Below are 14,906 nucleotides of genomic sequence, written 5' to 3'. Positions count from 1 at the left end.
CGAATAGCGGCACATGATTGAAATATTCTTCGGAAGTTATTGACAATCCCCGAACAGTCCGATTTCACGAAACATAATCGAAACACTGTCGTCGCACCACCGAAACCGGACACGCAAAAGCCGGCGTCCGATAGTCGCGACGGTCGGATTCGACCGTTCGATTATCGGACGCCGGCAGGTGCGTTACTACTTGTCCTCTGCGCCGAAGCTGCTCGTATCGCCCACGAGACGGGTGTTGTCGGCGGGAACGGGGTCCACCGCGGCCCGGGCGACCTCGGCCGCGAACTCGGACACGTTGTAGAGCTTGCCGGCCTGCTCGCGCCGCTCCTCGATCGCCCCGGGGTTGAGCCGGTTGAGCAGCGTCGCGGTGACGGTGCCCTCGATCATGTCACCCGAGACCACGGTGAAGCCGATCCCGCGCTCCTCCAGCTCCGGGATCCGCTCGCGCAGCGCGTCCTCACCCGCCCGCTTCGAGAGCGCCACGCCCTCGTACTCGGGCATCGTGGGAGTGGTGCGGATGAAGTGCGCCTGGTGGCTGGTCACGAAGACGACGCGAGCCCCCTCGCCCAGCAGCGGCAGCGCAGCGTCGAGCACCGAGAGCTGCGCATCGCGGTTCAGCTTCAGCGCGTAGTCCTCCTCCATGCCGCTCTCCATGCCGCCCGAGGCGTTGAGCACGAGGATGTCCAGGCCGCCGAACTCCTCGCGCACCGCATCCATCATCGCCGCGACCGACTCGGGATCGGTGAGATCCGCGCCCTGCACCAGGGCTCGGACCCCCAGCTCGCGCAACTGCTCGGCGAGCTTCTCAGCCCGCGGAGCCTTGTTTCGGAAGTTGACCACCACGTCCGCGCCGGCCTCGGCGAAATACCGCACCGTGTCGGCGCCGATACCGCGGGAGGACCCCGTCACGAGCGCGCGGCGGCCGGCCAGACTGCCCGGTTCAAGAATCTGAGTCACAAGTGCTCCTCGTCGTTTCGAAATACGTGCCTCCCAGAGTAGTGGACCGGCAGCGACCGGACACCGCCCGGATCGTGGTCGATGCAGCGCACCCCGGCGCAGTGTCGGGCATTCCCAGGGGGTATCGCGAACCCGGCGGAAGCGAGTACGCTGCAAGGAACGGCAGGGGCGCCCGCGGAACCACGAGTGCCCCGTCCGTCCACCACCGGCGAGGAGGTCCAGCATGGCTGATCGAACGCTTAGAGGAACGCGCATCGGCGCGACGAGTCTGCAGGGCGAGGAGGGCGTCGAGCTCTCGCCCAGACGCACCGTCGAGTATCTGACGGACAGAGGGGTGCGGTTCAGCGTGCTCTTCGACGCCGACGCCGAGCCGCCAGCCGAGTGGGTGGATCAGAAGACAGGCGAGATCGGATTCCTCGACGACGAGGCCGGCCGGGCCGCTCGCGCGGAGTTCGAGGAGAAGGAGTCCTCGCAGCGCACGCCCTGGGACATGCTCATCGAGCGCCGCAGCCGCGAGGAGCTCGAGGAACTGCTCGAGGAGCGCCTGCAGCTGCTGCGCGCGCGGCGCGGCTCGCAGTAGGTGTATCCGGCGCAGTAGGTGAGCACCCCGCAGCGCTCACCGGCGCCCTCTCATCCGCGACAGCGCTCCGGCGGCGAGCCCGAGTGCGCCCGCGATCATCCACGCCGCGGCGATGCCCGACCCGAGGCGCAGCGCGGAAGTCTTCCCTGTGACGAGCGGCACCTCTGCGACCATCGCGTCGGCGGTGAACGGCTCGAGCGCGGCGAGATCGCGTCCGCTCGGATCCACGACGGCGCTCGTGCCGACCGTGGAGATGTTGATGAGCGCGCGCCCGGTCTCGACGGCGCGCAGCCTCGCGATCGCGAGCTGCTGCGCGCTCTCGTCGGTGCGCCCGAAATCCGCGTTGTTCGTCTGCGCGAAGATCACCTCGGCACCCTCGTCGACCATCCCGACGGCGTGCGCGTCGAAGATGATGTCGAAGCAGATGGCGAGACCGGCGCGCACGGCCCCCGCAGGCGTCGTCACATCGAAGGCCGCGGGCAGTCGGCCGTGCGCGTACTCCAGTTGCACGAGGTCGACCAGATCGGGCGCGAGGGCGTGGAAGAACTCGCGATTGGGCATGTACTCGGCGAAGGGCACGGGGTAGCGCTTGTCATAGCGCACGGGCTCCGGACCGTCGGCGCTCCAGACCAGTGAGCTGTTGGTGTAGCTGCCGTCGGGATTCTCCAGGACCGTGCCCACGACGATGGGCGCGTCGGCGCGCTTCGCGAGGCGCGCGATCCGTTGCGATGCGAGCGGGTTGTCGGGCAGCCCGAACTCGGCGCTGTTCTCGGGCCACACGATCACGTCGACGTTCTCGCGCTCCGCCTCGAGCTCGTCGAGCAGCCGCTCGGTCGCCACGAGGTGGTCGCGCAGCACATCGCCCGACTCGCGGTCGTCGAAGATGCCCGACTTCGAGTTGCCCTGCACGGCCGCGACCCGCAGCGTTCCTGTCTGGGGCAGAGCGGCCGCGGGGGCGAGCGCCAGAACGACCAGGATCACGAGGGAACCGGCGAGAGCCGGAAGCGCGACCCGGCGCGGGCGGCAGAGGAACACCGCGGCGACCGGAAGCGCGACCGCGAACGCGATCGCCCCGGAGAGCCCGGCGAACCCCAGCCACGACACCGCCTGGGCGAGCGGCCCGTCGGCCTGCGTGTGCGCGAGCCTCCCCCAGGCGAAGCCGCCGTAGGGCCAGGCCCCCTGCACCTCCTCGCGCAGCACCCAGAGCCCGGCCGCCGCGGCCGCCTGGCAGAGCACTATCCACCATGCGCGGAACCCGTTCCGGCCCAGCAGCGCGAGCCCCCGCGTCGCGACCGCGGCCGCGATCCCGAACAGTGCGAACCAGAGGATCATCACCGCGCACAGGCCGAGCCACGGCACCGGGCCGAGGTAGAGCGTGAGCCAGGAGATGTGGGGCCCCCAGAACGCGGCGCCCGCGACGAAACCGGCCAGCAGTCCGAGCGCCCAGCGCTGCTGCCAGACAGACGCGAGGATCAGCGCGGCACCCGCGAAAGCCGCCGGCCACCACGCGAGCTCCGGGCTCGCGACATCGAGCAGGTACCCGCCCGCGGCCGCGGCGAGCACCGAGGCCCACCACGGCAGGTGCACGATCCTCCCCGTCACGACGCGCTCGACGCCTCGACGATGCCGCGGCGCACCCCGCGCTTCGCCTCCCGTGCGAGCTTCGCGAGCTCGCCCAGGCGGTCCTCGTCGAGCCCGGCCGCGCGACCCGCACCAGCATCGCGCCCCGCGGGCGCGTGCGCCGGCCCGGTCTGCACGGCGGTCTCGCACGCCTGCGCGATCTGATCGAGCAGGTCGATGGTCTGCTTCGCCCAGCGCACGAAGTCGCCGGCGCCGATCCCCGACCGCTCGAGCACGACCTCGATCGGCGTGCCCGAGGCCCAGGAGTGCATCGCGGAGGCGAGCCCGGCATGGGGCATCTCGCTGCGCGGCAGCCGGTAGCGCTCGAAGAGGTCGTCGAGCTCCACCCACAGGTCGAGCACGCGGTCGTGGGCGTCGGCGAAGAGCCGGCCGCCAGGCAGCCTGGGCTCTCCCTCGTCGTCGCGCCTCGGCTCGTAGCTGAGCACGCAGCACATCGCGGCGAGGCCCGCCGCGTCGAGCCCTCGCAGTGCGTCTCGGCGCAGGCACTCGGCCACCAGCAGATCCCGCTCGCCGTAGATCCGGCGCAGCAGTTCGCCCCACGGGGCGACCTCCGGCTCGTCTGCGGGGCCCTCGAGGTAGTCGAGGTCGAAGAGCAGATCGACCACCCGATCGAAGGTGCGGGCGATGGTCCCCGTGCGCGACGCGATCTGCCTGCGACCGCGCTCGATCCGGCGGCGCAGCTTGCGCGCGCGATCCTCCCAGCGCTTGCGATCGGCGCCCTGGGCGCGCGCGGCAGCGGCGTCGTAGCCCGCGAGGGACTCCTGCTCGGCGCGCAGTTCACGGGCCTGGTCGACCACCGCGCGATCCGCCTGGAACTGCGCGAACGAGAGTTCGAGGGTCTCGCGCACCTGCTCGGTATCCATCCGTTGCAGCAGGTTGACGGCCATGTTCGGAGTGGGCCTGAAGCTCGAGCGCACGGGGAAGGACCGCGCCCCCGCGAGGTGCGCGAGGGCCTCGAGATCGACCCCGTCGTTCCAGACCACCACCGCGTGCCCCTCGGTGTCGATGCCGCGCCGACCGGCCCGCCCGGTGAGCTGCGTGTACTCCCCCGAAGTGAGCGGTACGCGCTGCTCGCCGTTAAACTTGTCGAGTCGCTCGATCACCACGGCTCGCGCGGGCATGTTGATGCCGAGCGCGAGGGTCTCTGTGGCGAAGACGAGTTTCACGAGACGGCGCTGGAACAGCTGCTCGACCACCGTCTTGAACGTCGGGAGCAGGCCGGCGTGGTGCGCCGCGATGCCGCGCTCGAGGCCGGCCACCCACTCGCGCACGCCGAGCACGCGGCGCTCCTCGTCGCTCATGTCGCGGGTGGCGGATCGCGCGATGCGCCTGATCTCCTCGCGCTCCTCGCGCGAGGTCAGGGCGATGCCCTCGAACAGGCACTGCCGCACGGCCTGGTCGCAGCCGTTGCGGCTGAACACGAAGACGATCGCGGGCAGCAGGCCGGTCTCGTCGAGCGCCCGGGCGATGTCGGCGCGGGAGACGCGGCGCGAGCGGCGCAGGGGCGGCCCGCCGCGGGCGCGCCCGCGATCGGCGTAACCATGGCTGCGGCCGCCGCGGCGCTGGCCCCGGCCGTTTCCGCGATCCCGTTCATCCCGGCCCTGGCCGCCGCGACCACGCTCTCCGTGTCCCCGGCCGCCGCCGTCGCGATCGCCCCGGCCGCCCCCGCGGGAGTACCCGCGCCCGTCGAGCATGCGCAGCTCGGGGTTGAGCCGGCCGCCCGAGGCGGTCGCGGCCGTCTCGCCGTCTCTGCCGACGTACAGCGGCAGCAGCGCCTTCGACGTGAGCACGTGCTGGTAGAGCGGCACCGGCCGGTGCTCGGAGAGGATCACGTCGGTGTCGCCGCGCACCGCGTGCATCCAGTCGCCGAACTCCTCGGCGTTCGACACCGTCGCCGAGAGCGACACGAGCCGCACCTCGCGCGGCAGGTGCAGGATGATCTCCTCCCACACGGCGCCGCGCCAGCGGTCGCCGAGGTAGTGCACCTCGTCGAGCACGACGAAGGCGAGACCGTCGAGACCCGCGCGCGAGCCACGTGAACCGCCGCTGTCCTCGCCGCCTTCGGCGTAGATCATGTTGCGCAGTACCTCGGTCGTCATCACCACGATCGGGGCGTCGCCGCGCAGGTTGACGTCACCGGTGAGCAGGCCCACCTCGTCCTCGCCGTACTCCTCGCACAGCTCGTGGAACTTCTGATTCGAGAGCGCCTTGATGGGCGCCGTGTAGAAGATGCGCGCGTCGCGCTCGCGCCGCGCCAGGTAGACGGCGAACTCCGCCACCGTGGTCTTGCCCGACCCGGTCGGAGCCGCGACGAGCACGCTGCGGCCCTCTTCGAGCCGCTCGCAGGCGGAGCGCTGGAACGCGTCGAGCGGGTAGCCGATACGCGCAGCGAACGCGTCGAGGGCGCTCTCCCCGGTCACACCGCGTCTCCGGCACCGCGCTTGCCCGGTCGGGTCGACGGCTCCTCGGCGAGGCCGTACTCGGCGAGCTCCTTCGCCTGCCGCTTGTCGACCCGTCGATCGTGCAGGATCGTGACGAGTGCCGCGCCGAAGTACAGCACGACGATGGGCGCGGCGAGCAGGAACATGCTCATGAGGTCGGCGGCCGGCGTCGCGATCCCCGCGAACAGGATGATGCACAGCAGCGCGACCCGCCAGCTCTTCAGGATCGACTTGCCCCTCAGCACCCCGATGAAGTTGAGGAAGACGAGGAAGACGGGCATGACGAAGCCCACTCCGATCGCGAGCAGCAGTTTGATCGCGAAGTCCAGGTAGCCGCGCGCGGTGATGAAGGCGGCGTCCTCTTGGGGGGCGAAACTGGTGAGCAGGCGCACGATGTTCGGGATCACCAGCCAGCCCGCGTATGCCCCGAGCAGGAAGAGCGGCACCGCGGTGCCGAGGAAGCCGAAGGCGGTCAGCTTCTCCTTGCGGGTGAGCCCGGGCGCGATGAAGGCCCAGATCTGGTAGAGCCAGACGGGGCAGGCGAGCAGGATCGCGATGAACAGGGCGATCTGCACCTTCGTATCGAAGGCGCTCGTGATGTCGCCGTAGTTGATCTGAGCGTTGCGTCCCTGCTGCTCCTGGATATCGATGACGGGCTGCCGGAGCACGTCCCATACCCAGTCGGAGAGGAACCAGCCGGCGACGAGCGCGATCACGATCGCTATGGCCGAGATGAGGAGGCGCTTGCGGAGCTCGACGAGGTGCTCCCCGAGGCTCATGCGCCCCTCGGAATTGCGCTTCTTGCGCGCCTTTTCTGCCATTCGCTCAGTTTATCCCAGTGCGCGGGGTATGCACCGCAGAGCCCACCCCGAGCGCCTGCTCGGCCCAGGCCCGCACCGCCTCGCGGGCGTGCTCGGGCGACTCGATCACGATCTCGCCCGGCGCGGTCTGCACGAGCCGGATCGCTGCTCCCTCGTGCCACGCCTCGATGCGCACCCGAACGCGCCCCTCCGGGGACTCCCCGATCGTCTCGGGCTCGAATCCCCTGATGCGCGGGAGCAGGTGCGCCGGCAGGCTCGCCACGAGATCGAAGGAGACGCGCGCCTCCTCGGCGGGCAGGTCGTGCGGATCGGCCGCGAGCTCCAGCGCGCGAACGTCGCTCATCTGGTCGACGCGGAAGCTGCGCGGCGCGTCACGGTCTCGGCAGTGCGCGCGCAGGTACCAGGCGCCGGCCTGCTGGGTGAGCACGAGCGGATCGACCGTGCGCGAGCTGGCGCGTCCGGCCGCGTCGCGGTAGTCGAACGCCAGCGCGCGGCCCGCGTCGATCGCCGAGACGATGATCGGGATCCGCGGATCCCGATCGTCCGCCGTCACCGACAGCGTCGGGGCTCCCGCCCCCAGCGCCGCGCCCAGCTTCGCAGCGGTCCGCTGCGCGACCCGCGCGTCGGCTTCGGGCAGCATCGGCGTGAGCGCCTGCAGGCCCGCGATCAGGGCGGCGGTCTCCGAGGGCGCGAACCGGGGAGCATCGTCGACGGCGACCGTGCGCGTGAGGCTGACGACGTCGTCTCGCTCGAGCGCGTCCCAGTCGATATCGAAGAGATCCTCGTGCTGATAACTCAGCGTCTCGCCCGGCACCCCCGCCGTGCCGAGGAAGCGCACGAGCCGGCGCAGCAGATCGGGGGCGACGTCGAAGGCCTCCGCGAGCTGCGGCACGGGTGTCGGGCCGTGCTCGCGGAGATACGGGATCAGGGAGAGCAGCAGCAGCACCCGCTCGGGGGCGAGCACATTCTTACGCATCGGCGTCTCCCTCAGACACGGCGCGTGCGCTGCGAGCGGCAGCTCCGCCGTGCGCCGCCGCGATCCTCCGCAGGCCGCCGGTCACCAGGTCTCGCAGGCTCTCGGGGGCCGTCACCACGACCTCCGCCCCGTACCCGATGATCTCCTCCGCGAGAAGGTGGGGGTCGAGCATGCCGACCACGAGTGCGATTCGGCCTGCGGTCTCCGAGCCGGGCGCGTCGCCGTCCTCGCCCGAGCGGGGCGCCTCGAGCGCGCGCGGGGCGAGGCGCGCCTCGGCGATGCTTCCGCGTCGCACGAGCAGCTCAGCTCTGCGGCTCTCGCGCAGGGCGAGCAGTTCGGCGATCGCCGCGTCTCCGCGCTCTCGCAGGGAGGGGTCGAAGCGCTCGCTCGTCAGGCGCACCTCCCCGACGATGCGCGAAAGCAGGAACGTGCGATCCGCGTCCCTGTCGAGATCCCACGCCACGAGGTGCCAGCGTCCGTCGAGCCGGTGCAGTCGCAGGGGCGCCGCTCGCCGCTCGAGCGGCGCCCCTCGCCCCGGCACGGCGTAGTCGAAGCGCACCGTGCGGCCGCCGTCGATCGCGCGCTGCAGCGGGGCGGCCGCGGGCTCGGCCGTGCCGAGGCTCGGCGCGACACCGAGGTGCTGCACGTCGAGTCCGGCGCCCAGGGCTTCGAGCCTCATGGCTGCGCGGCGCGACTCGACGCTCAAGCTGCCCTCTCGCCAGGCGAGCGCCGCGAGGCGCAGCAGCATGAGCTCGCGCTCGTCGAAGCGCAGTTCGCTCGGGAACTCGAGCTGATCCTTCGAGATGCGGTAGCGGGTGAGCTGGTTGTTGCCCGGCTCCGTCGGAGAGTCGAGGGTTTCGATCTGAATGCCGAGTTCGCGCAGCTGCTCCTTGTCACGCTCGAACTGGCGGTCGAGCGCGGCCCGATCGGACGCGGATCGGGCGCGGTCGGCGTACCCGTGCACCGACGACAGCAGTTCCTGCTTCGTGAGCCCGGCCGGGCTCACGACGAGGGCGAGAACGAGGCTGAAGACGCGCTGCTCGCCGGGAACGCGACCGCTCACCCGCGCCTCAGCCGACCCCGAGGATGTCGACGACCACGACCTTCGCGTCGCTGTCCGACTCGTTCTCGACGACGACGACCTGCGACCCGACCTTCTTGCCCGTCAGCTCGCTGCGGAACGTGAAGCCCGACTGAGCGATCTGCTCCTCGTTGCCGAGGCCCATGACGCCCGTGTTCCAGCTGTTGGTCTGCACGGTGCCGTCCCAACCGACGGAGAGCACCTGGGCGATCACGCTGTCGTCGGCCTCGACCTCAGCGCCGTCGCCCTCGATCCGCACCGCCGAGGAGGTGCCCGCAGGCGCGTTCCGCGGGGGCAGCACGATCCCCGGCCGGCCCTCGTGGTCGGTGACGACCGCGGGGTAGCCGTTCGGCAGGCCCCGAGCAGCGCCCTGAGCCGCGAGCGGGCTGGCGGACACGACGTCGATCACGCCCACGAGGGCGGCGTTCGGATCTCCGCCGAGCTGCGTCGCGAACGGAGCGCCGTCCTCGGGCGAGAGCGCGACCACCAGGCGGTCGCCCGGTGCGCTGCAGCGCAGCGAGTCGCTCAGCGGGTTCGGCGCGTCCTGCGACACGAGCAGGAACTCCGCCGACTGAGCCGAGTCCGCGAACGCGGGGCTCTGGTAGAGCGGCTTGCCGCTCGCCGCGTCGAAGAACGCCATGTTGACGCCCACGAGCGCCTGGTCTCCGACGGCGCGGTCGCGATCCCCGGCGCGCTCGACGACGGTCCGCTGCGAGGAGAGCGCGTCGATGTCGTCGGGAACCGAGACCTCGGGAGCCTCCCCGAAGCTTCCGGTCACCCGCACGGTGTCGCTCAGCGCACCGGGCTGGAGAGCCGGCTCGCAGTCCGCCGCCGCGGCCTGCTGCGCGCCGCAGCCTGTGACCCCGACGAGGAGCAGCGCTGCTGCTGCGGTGGCGGGAACGAGTCGACGAAGCATGTGCACCTCTCGGAGAAGCCGATTCTGGCCCGCGCGGGCCGAACTGAACCCCGCTATCCTATCGCGCTTCGTGCTCGACGCTCGCCGAAGGGCGGGGGTTGCGGAGCAAGACGGCCTACTCGGCCTCGGCACCGCGCTCGCGAGCGAACTGCTGGGCCTCGCGCGCCTTCTTGCGCAGCACCTTATCGCTCTTGCTGCGCTCGCCGACCGCCTCGGGTGTCCACGCGTTCGGGTCGCCCTGATCGCCCATGTCGGGCAGCCAGCTGGCGAGATCCTCGTCCGTGAACTCGCTCTTCGAGGCGCGGCGCTTGAGCTCGGGCAGCCTGGCGCCCGGTGCGAGCCTGCGCGCGGTGATGAGGAATCCGGTGTGCGCCACCATGCGATGGTCGGGTCGCACCGCGAGCCCCTCGACGTGCCAGCCGCGAACCATGGTCTCCGACGACTGGGGATGCGTGAAGAGGCCGCTGCGGCGAATCTGCTCGGCGGTGCGCGAGAGCTGGGTCACCGTGGCGACGTAGCAGATGAGCACACCGCCGGGCGCGAGCGCGCCGGCGGCGACGTCGACGCACTCCCACGGGGCGAGCATGTCGAGCACGACACGATCGACGCTGCCGTCCTCGCAGGTCGACGGCAGCGTCTCCTGCAGGTCGCCGACCGTGACCGTCCAGTTCTCGGGGGCGCCGCCCGAGAATGCCGCGACGTTGCCGCGCGCGACATCGGCGAACTCCTCGCGCCGCTCGAATGAGAACAGGCGGCCCTCCCGGCCGATCCCCCGCAGCAGATGCAGCGACAGCGCGCCCGAGCCGACACCGGCCTCCACCACGCGCGCGCCGGGGAAGATGTCTGCGAGGGACAGGATCTGCGCCGCGTCCTTCGGATAGACGATCGCCGCGCCCCGCGGCATCGACATCACGAAGTCGGAGAGCAGCGGACGCAGCGCGAGGTACTCCTCGCCGCTGCTGTTCACGACGACCGACGCGTCGGGGAGACCCACGATCTCCTCGTGCCGGATCATGCCCCGGTGGCTGTGGAACTCGCCCCCGGGGATGAGGGTGATGGTGTTGAGGCGGCCCTTGGGGCCGGTGAGCTGCACGCGGTCGCCGTAGCCCAGAGGGCCGCGCGCCGCGGGCCCGGGTTCTGCGCTGCTCGTCTCCGCACCGTCTGCCGCACTCATCTCTGCTCCGCCCGCAACACTCGTGTCCGCTCCGTTCTCGTTCCGCAGGGCGCGGAAGCGCTCGGAAAGTCTATCCGCGTCGATCCCGGCCAGCGTCGGCCAGATCTCGTGCGCCGTCGCACCCCCCAGGTCGAGCAGGTTGGGCACGCCGATGGCGACCGCACCGGAGGCGTGGGCCGCCGCGAGGCCGGTGAACGAGTCCTCGATCGCGAGGCAGCGCTCGATGGGCACGCCGAGCATGGCTGCACCGCGCAGGTAAGGGTCCGGATCCGGTTTCTCCCGAGCCACCTCGTCTCCCGCGACGATGCCCCGGAAGACACCCTCGGGAAGCATCGAGACCACGGCGTCGGCGATGGAGCGCACGGCCATCGTCACCAGCCCGCAGGGGATCCCCGCGGCCGCGAGCGATTCGAGCAGCTCGACCGCCCCGGGGCGCCACTGCGGCCCCGCCTCGCGCAGGCCCGCGATCACACCGGCCTCCCACTCGGCGATGATCTCGTCGACGCCCATCGGCACACCCAGCTCCTGGAAGACCCCCGCGGCGCGGCGCAGTCCCGAACCGATCAGGCGATCCCGCACCTCCGCGGTCAGCTCGATGCCGTACCGAGCGAGCATCGCGAGCTCCGCCTCGAGCCACAGCGGCTCCGAATCGATGACGGTGCCGTCCATGTCCCACAGCACGGCAGCGGGTGCTTCTTTTCCGATAGGAGCGCTCATCCGGTCAAGTCTAGCCGCGCCCGGCACTCTCCCCGCTGAGCGCCGGATATCCTGGAAGGCATGTCTGAGACCGCCTTCCCGCAGCCCCGCGTGCTCATCGTCGCTTTCCAGGGCTGGAGCGATGCGGGCGACGCCACCACCGAGGTGCTGCAGCATCTCGGCGGGCTCATCGATGCCGAGGTGCTGCACGTCATCAGCTCGGAGGGGTACGTCGACTTCCAGGTGCACCGCCCGAAGCTGCTCTTCGACTCCGAGGGCAACCGCGTGCTCGAGTGGCCCGACACCCGCCTCTACGGCACGGTGCAGCGCCCGGGCGAGCAGCCGCCGCCTCCCCGCCCCGGCGAGGAGACGCTGCGCCGCATCGACGGCACCCCCGTCACCGACCTCTTCCTGCTCGCGGGCGTCGAACCCGCGCGCGACTGGCAGAACTTCGCCGACGAGATCGTCGAGCTGGTGGACGTCTGGAGCATCGATACCGTCATCATCCTCGGCTCGATGTTCTCGGATGCCCCGCACTCCAGGCCCATCGCCGTCTCCGTCTCGACCGAGAGCGCCGAGCGCCGCGCCGAGACGGGCGCCGTGCGCAGCAGCTACGAGGGGCCGGCGGGCATCGCCACCGTCGTCGACCTCGCGCTCGCCCAGGCCGGCATAGCCGCGATCTCCCTCTGGGCGCAGGTGCCGCACTACGTGCACAGCACGCCGTCCCCCAAGGCGACGCTCGCCCTGCTCGACAAGCTCGAGGAGCTGCTCGACATCGTGATTCCGCGCGGCGATCTGCTGGTGCAGGCCAACGAGTGGGAGGCGAACATCAACCGCATCGCCGCCGCAGACGAGGACATGTCCCGCTACATCCGCGGCCTCGAGGAATCGCGCGACGAGGCGCTGGCCGCCGAGGCCACCGGAGACGCGATCGCCCTCGAGTTCGAGAAGTTCCTCGAGGGCGGAACGGGCGGCGCGGATCTGCGCCCCCGGGACGACACTGACGGACGGGCCGGAGCTGACGGGCGGGCCGGAGCTGACGGGCGGGCTGAGGCTGACGCAGCCGGGCGGAGTGGATCCGACGCAGCCGAGCGGGCTGGATCCGACACAGCAGGGCAGCCTGGATCCGACACAGCAGGGCAGCCTGGACCCGACACCGCCGGGCAGCCTGGACCCGACACAGCAGGGCAGCCTGGACCCGACACCTCCGGGCAGCCTGATTCAGGCGACGGCGATCCCGGCGACGACGGTTCGTCTGAGACGCCCCCGGAGTCGGGGAAGAGCTGACCCTCGGCTCGAGCGGGCTCGGCTCTCCTCGCTACAGCTTGACGCCGAGCAGCGCCTGGACGGCGTCCGCCACGAGTTCGGGATCGTCGACCCCGCGGTCGAGGGCGGCGTCGAGGGTGGCGAGCATCACCGGCGTGTCGAGGTCGTTCGCGAGCGCGGCGCGCAGCTGCTGCAGCACCGCGGCCGATGACGCCGGGTCCGAGCTGCCGCGACGCAGCCCCTCGCGCCACCCCTCGAGCCTGCGGTTCGCGGTCTCGAGATCGGAGTCGTGCCACTCCCACTCCGAGCGGTAGTGGTGGGCGAGCAGCCCGAGGCGGATCGCGGAGGGGTCGGCGGGAATGCCGGCGCACGCGCCGTGCGTGCCGTCGAGCAGTTTCGACACGAAGACGAGGTTGCCGCGCGACTTCGACATCTTGTGCCCCTGGTAGGAGACCAGCCCGGCATGGCAGTAGGCGTGCGCGAGCGGCGTGCCCGAGATCGCCGTCGCGTGCGCCGCGGTGAACTCGTGATGCGGGAAGACGAGGTCGGTCCCGCCGCCCTGCACCGTGAAGGCACCGCCGAGGGCGCCGGTCGCGATCACCGAGCACTCGATGTGCCAGCCGGGGCGCCCCTCGCCCACCGCGCTCTCCCAGCTCGGCTCGCCCGCACGTGCGGCGCGCCACAGCAGCGGGTCGAGCGGGTTGCGCTTGCCCGGGCGCTGCGGGTCGCCGCCGCGCTCGGCGCTGAACCGCAGCATCGTGCCGTGATCGTAGGGCGCGACGTCGCCGAGTCGCCACTGCGACTCGCGCTCGGCGGCGTCGGTGTCGAAGTAGATGTCGTCGCCGTCGGCGTCGGGCGTCGGCACCGAGTAGGCGAGGCCGCGCTCGGAGAGTTCGCGCACGGCGGCGGCGATCTCATCGATCTGCTCGGTCACGGCGATGTAGTGCTCGGGCGGGATCATCCCCATGCGGTACATGTCGGATCGGAACAGCCCGATCTGTTCGTCCGCCAGGGCGCGCCAGTCGACGCCGGTGGCTTCGGCCCGCTCGAGCAGCGGATCGTCGACATCGGTGATGTTCTGCGCGTAGGTGGTCTCGATGCCGGCGTCGCGCCACGCTCGCTGCATGATGTCGAACGCGAGGTATGTGAACGCGTGGCCGAGGTGCGTGGCGTCGTAGGGGGTGATGCCGCAGACGTAGAGGAGGGCGCGCCCCTCGGAGATCGCGGGGTACTCGAAGCGCTCCGTCGCGGTGTTGAACAGCTTCGGGGTGAGGCCCGTGCCGGGCAGCTCGGGCAGTTCGGGCGGCGTCCAGGTTCTCATCGGAGCGCTCCCGTCGTCGAGGGATCGATGGCCTGAGCGGCGACGGCGCCCCCCTCGGCGTCGAGCAGACCGGTGCCGAGCAGTACGAAGAGCAGTGCACCGAGCGCGAGGCGGTAGATCACGAACGGCATGAAGCTGCGCTTCGAGATGTACCCCATGAAGAACTTGATCACGAAGATCGCGACGACGAAGGCGATGGCGGTCGCCACGAGAGTCATCGACATCGGAGCGCCGCCGCTCGGCTCGCTCACCTCCTTGAAGAGCTTGTAGAACCCGGATCCGAGGACCGCGGGGATCGCGAGCAGGAAGGAGTAGCGCGCCGCCGCCTCGCGCTTGTACCCCATGAACAGGCCGGCCGTGATCGTGCCGCCAGACCGGGAGACGCCGGGGATCAGCGCGAGAGACTGCGCCAAGCCGTAGATCAGGCCGTGCTTCCAGGTGAGCTTCTCGAGCGGACGGGTCTTGCGGCCCGCCCAGTCGGCGAGGCCGAGCAGCAGGCCGAAGACGATGAGCATCGTCGCGGTGAACCACAGCGAGCGCAGGGTCGTGTCGATCGCGTCCTCGAACAGGAGGCCGAGCACCACGATCGGGATCGACCCGAGGATGATCCACCACCCCATCAGCGCGTCGGGGTCGTTGCGCGGCACGCGGCCGGCGAGGGATCGGAACCAGTTACCGATGATGCGCACGATGTCGCGCCAGAAGAACACGATGACCGCCGCCTCCGTACCGATCTGCGTGATCGCGGTGAAGGCGGCCCCGGCGTCGCCGATGCCGAGCAGCTCGCTCGCGATGCGCAGGTGGGCGCTCGACGAGATCGGCAGGAACTCCGTGAGGCCCTGCAGAATTCCGAGCAGGATCGCGTCGAAGAAGCTCATCATGTCCTTTCGTGGCGGATGAACGCGTGCGGCCCTTTCGGGCCGCCGTCAAGGATAGCCCAGTCCCCCGACGGCCCGGCTGACAGCCGGCGAGCCGCAGGATCCGCCCCCGGGCGAGATCCAGGGCGTCGATCAGTACGTGCGCAGCAGATCTGCGC

At 71.0% G+C, this 14,906-nt stretch carries 12 protein-coding genes and 1 pseudogene; 2 read left to right on the top strand and 11 right to left on the bottom strand.

Annotated features, from left to right (window positions below):
* Positions 1–186 precede the first annotated feature (186 nt).
* On the bottom strand, positions 187–957 hold the full coding sequence (locus KVY00_RS00440) for an SDR family oxidoreductase (protein WP_223043816.1): 771 nt from the start codon (positions 955–957) through the stop codon (positions 187–189).
* Between the two features lie 223 nt (positions 958–1,180).
* Between KVY00_RS00440 and KVY00_RS00435 the strand changes: the two genes are divergently transcribed.
* Entirely contained in the window at positions 1,181–1,537 is a 357-nt protein-coding gene (locus KVY00_RS00435) for an RNA polymerase-binding protein RbpA (RefSeq protein ID WP_223043815.1), read from the top strand.
* A 36-nt stretch (positions 1,538–1,573) separates the two neighbouring features.
* Here the strand turns inward: KVY00_RS00435 and lnt are convergent, their stop codons facing one another.
* The 8 genes and pseudogenes from lnt to KVY00_RS15510 all read right to left on the bottom strand — a co-directional run.
* On the bottom strand, positions 1,574–3,139 hold the full coding sequence (lnt, locus tag KVY00_RS00430; RefSeq protein ID WP_223043814.1) for an apolipoprotein N-acyltransferase: 1,566 nt from the start codon (positions 3,137–3,139) through the stop codon (positions 1,574–1,576).
* On the bottom strand, positions 3,136–5,598 hold the full coding sequence (locus KVY00_RS00425; RefSeq protein WP_223043813.1) for a DEAD/DEAH box helicase: 2,463 nt from the start codon (positions 5,596–5,598) through the stop codon (positions 3,136–3,138). The genes lnt and KVY00_RS00425 overlap by 4 nt, the downstream gene beginning before the upstream one ends.
* Positions 5,595–6,440, bottom strand: coding sequence for a twin-arginine translocase subunit TatC (gene tatC / locus KVY00_RS00420; protein WP_223043812.1), 846 nt, complete (start codon positions 6,438–6,440; stop codon positions 5,595–5,597). The genes KVY00_RS00425 and tatC overlap by 4 nt, the downstream gene beginning before the upstream one ends.
* A gap of 4 nt (positions 6,441–6,444) precedes the next feature.
* Positions 6,445–7,416, bottom strand: coding sequence for a helix-turn-helix transcriptional regulator (locus tag KVY00_RS00415; protein ID WP_223043811.1), 972 nt, complete (start codon positions 7,414–7,416; stop codon positions 6,445–6,447).
* Positions 7,409–8,479 carry a helix-turn-helix transcriptional regulator gene (locus KVY00_RS00410; protein WP_223043810.1) on the bottom strand — a complete coding sequence of 357 codons (1,071 nt, stop codon included), beginning with the start codon at positions 8,477–8,479 and terminating at the stop codon, positions 7,409–7,411. Before KVY00_RS00410 ends, KVY00_RS00415 begins: the two co-directional genes overlap by 8 nt.
* 7 nt (positions 8,480–8,486) lie before the next feature.
* Positions 8,487–9,413, bottom strand: a complete 927-nt coding sequence (locus KVY00_RS00405; protein WP_223043809.1) for a peptidylprolyl isomerase — start codon at positions 9,411–9,413, stop codon at positions 8,487–8,489.
* Between the two features lie 115 nt (positions 9,414–9,528).
* Entirely contained in the window at positions 9,529–10,587 is a 1,059-nt protein-coding gene (locus KVY00_RS15515; protein ID WP_255572832.1) for a tRNA (adenine-N1)-methyltransferase, read from the bottom strand.
* Positions 10,588–10,743: 156 nt separating this feature from the next.
* A pseudogene (locus KVY00_RS15510) lies at positions 10,744–11,304 on the bottom strand (HAD family hydrolase); the annotation flags it as partial.
* A gap of 60 nt (positions 11,305–11,364) precedes the next feature.
* Here KVY00_RS15510 and KVY00_RS00395 point away from each other — a divergent pair.
* Positions 11,365–12,570, top strand: a complete 1,206-nt coding sequence (locus KVY00_RS00395) for a PAC2 family protein (protein WP_223043807.1) — start codon at positions 11,365–11,367, stop codon at positions 12,568–12,570.
* 31 nt (positions 12,571–12,601) lie between these two features.
* Here KVY00_RS00395 and mshC read toward each other — a convergent pair whose 3' ends face one another.
* Positions 12,602–13,870 (bottom strand): cysteine--1-D-myo-inosityl 2-amino-2-deoxy-alpha-D-glucopyranoside ligase, encoded by a 1,269-nt coding sequence (gene mshC / locus KVY00_RS00390; protein ID WP_223043806.1) that lies wholly within the window; start codon positions 13,868–13,870, stop codon positions 12,602–12,604.
* The gene (locus KVY00_RS00385) at positions 13,867–14,748 is read right to left on the bottom strand and encodes an undecaprenyl-diphosphate phosphatase (RefSeq protein WP_223045118.1); all 882 of its coding nucleotides are present in this window, start codon (positions 14,746–14,748) and stop codon (positions 13,867–13,869) included. Before KVY00_RS00385 ends, mshC begins: the two co-directional genes overlap by 4 nt.
* Positions 14,749–14,906 lie beyond the last annotated feature (158 nt).

The sequence above is a fragment of the Leucobacter tenebrionis genome (assembly GCF_019884725.1).
In the GTDB taxonomy this organism is placed as follows: Bacteria; Actinomycetota; Actinomycetes; order Actinomycetales; family Microbacteriaceae; genus Leucobacter; species Leucobacter tenebrionis.
The sequence above is the reverse complement of the archived record's forward strand: the minus strand, read 5'-3'. Positions and strand labels throughout refer to the sequence as shown.

Bases quoted from the DNA above. Each gene is read 5' to 3' on its own strand.
- KVY00_RS00415 (WP_223043811.1), bottom strand. From the start codon at position 7,416: ATGCGTAAGAATGTGCTCGCCCCCGAGCGGGTGCTGCTGCTGCTCTCC.
- KVY00_RS00405 (WP_223043809.1), bottom strand. From the start codon at position 9,413: ATGCTTCGTCGACTCGTTCCCGCCACCGCAGCAGCAGCGCTGCTCCTC.
- mshC (WP_223043806.1), bottom strand. From the start codon at position 13,870: ATGAGAACCTGGACGCCGCCCGAACTGCCCGAGCTGCCCGGCACGGGC.
- tatC (WP_223043812.1), bottom strand. From the start codon at position 6,440: ATGGCAGAAAAGGCGCGCAAGAAGCGCAATTCCGAGGGGCGCATGAGC.
- KVY00_RS15515 (WP_255572832.1), bottom strand. From the start codon at position 10,587: ATGAGTGCGGCAGACGGTGCGGAGACGAGCAGCGCAGAACCCGGGCCC.
- KVY00_RS00395 (WP_223043807.1), top strand. From the start codon at position 11,365: ATGTCTGAGACCGCCTTCCCGCAGCCCCGCGTGCTCATCGTCGCTTTC.
- KVY00_RS00435 (WP_223043815.1), top strand. From the start codon at position 1,181: ATGGCTGATCGAACGCTTAGAGGAACGCGCATCGGCGCGACGAGTCTG.
- KVY00_RS00385 (WP_223045118.1), bottom strand. From the start codon at position 14,748: ATGAGCTTCTTCGACGCGATCCTGCTCGGAATTCTGCAGGGCCTCACG.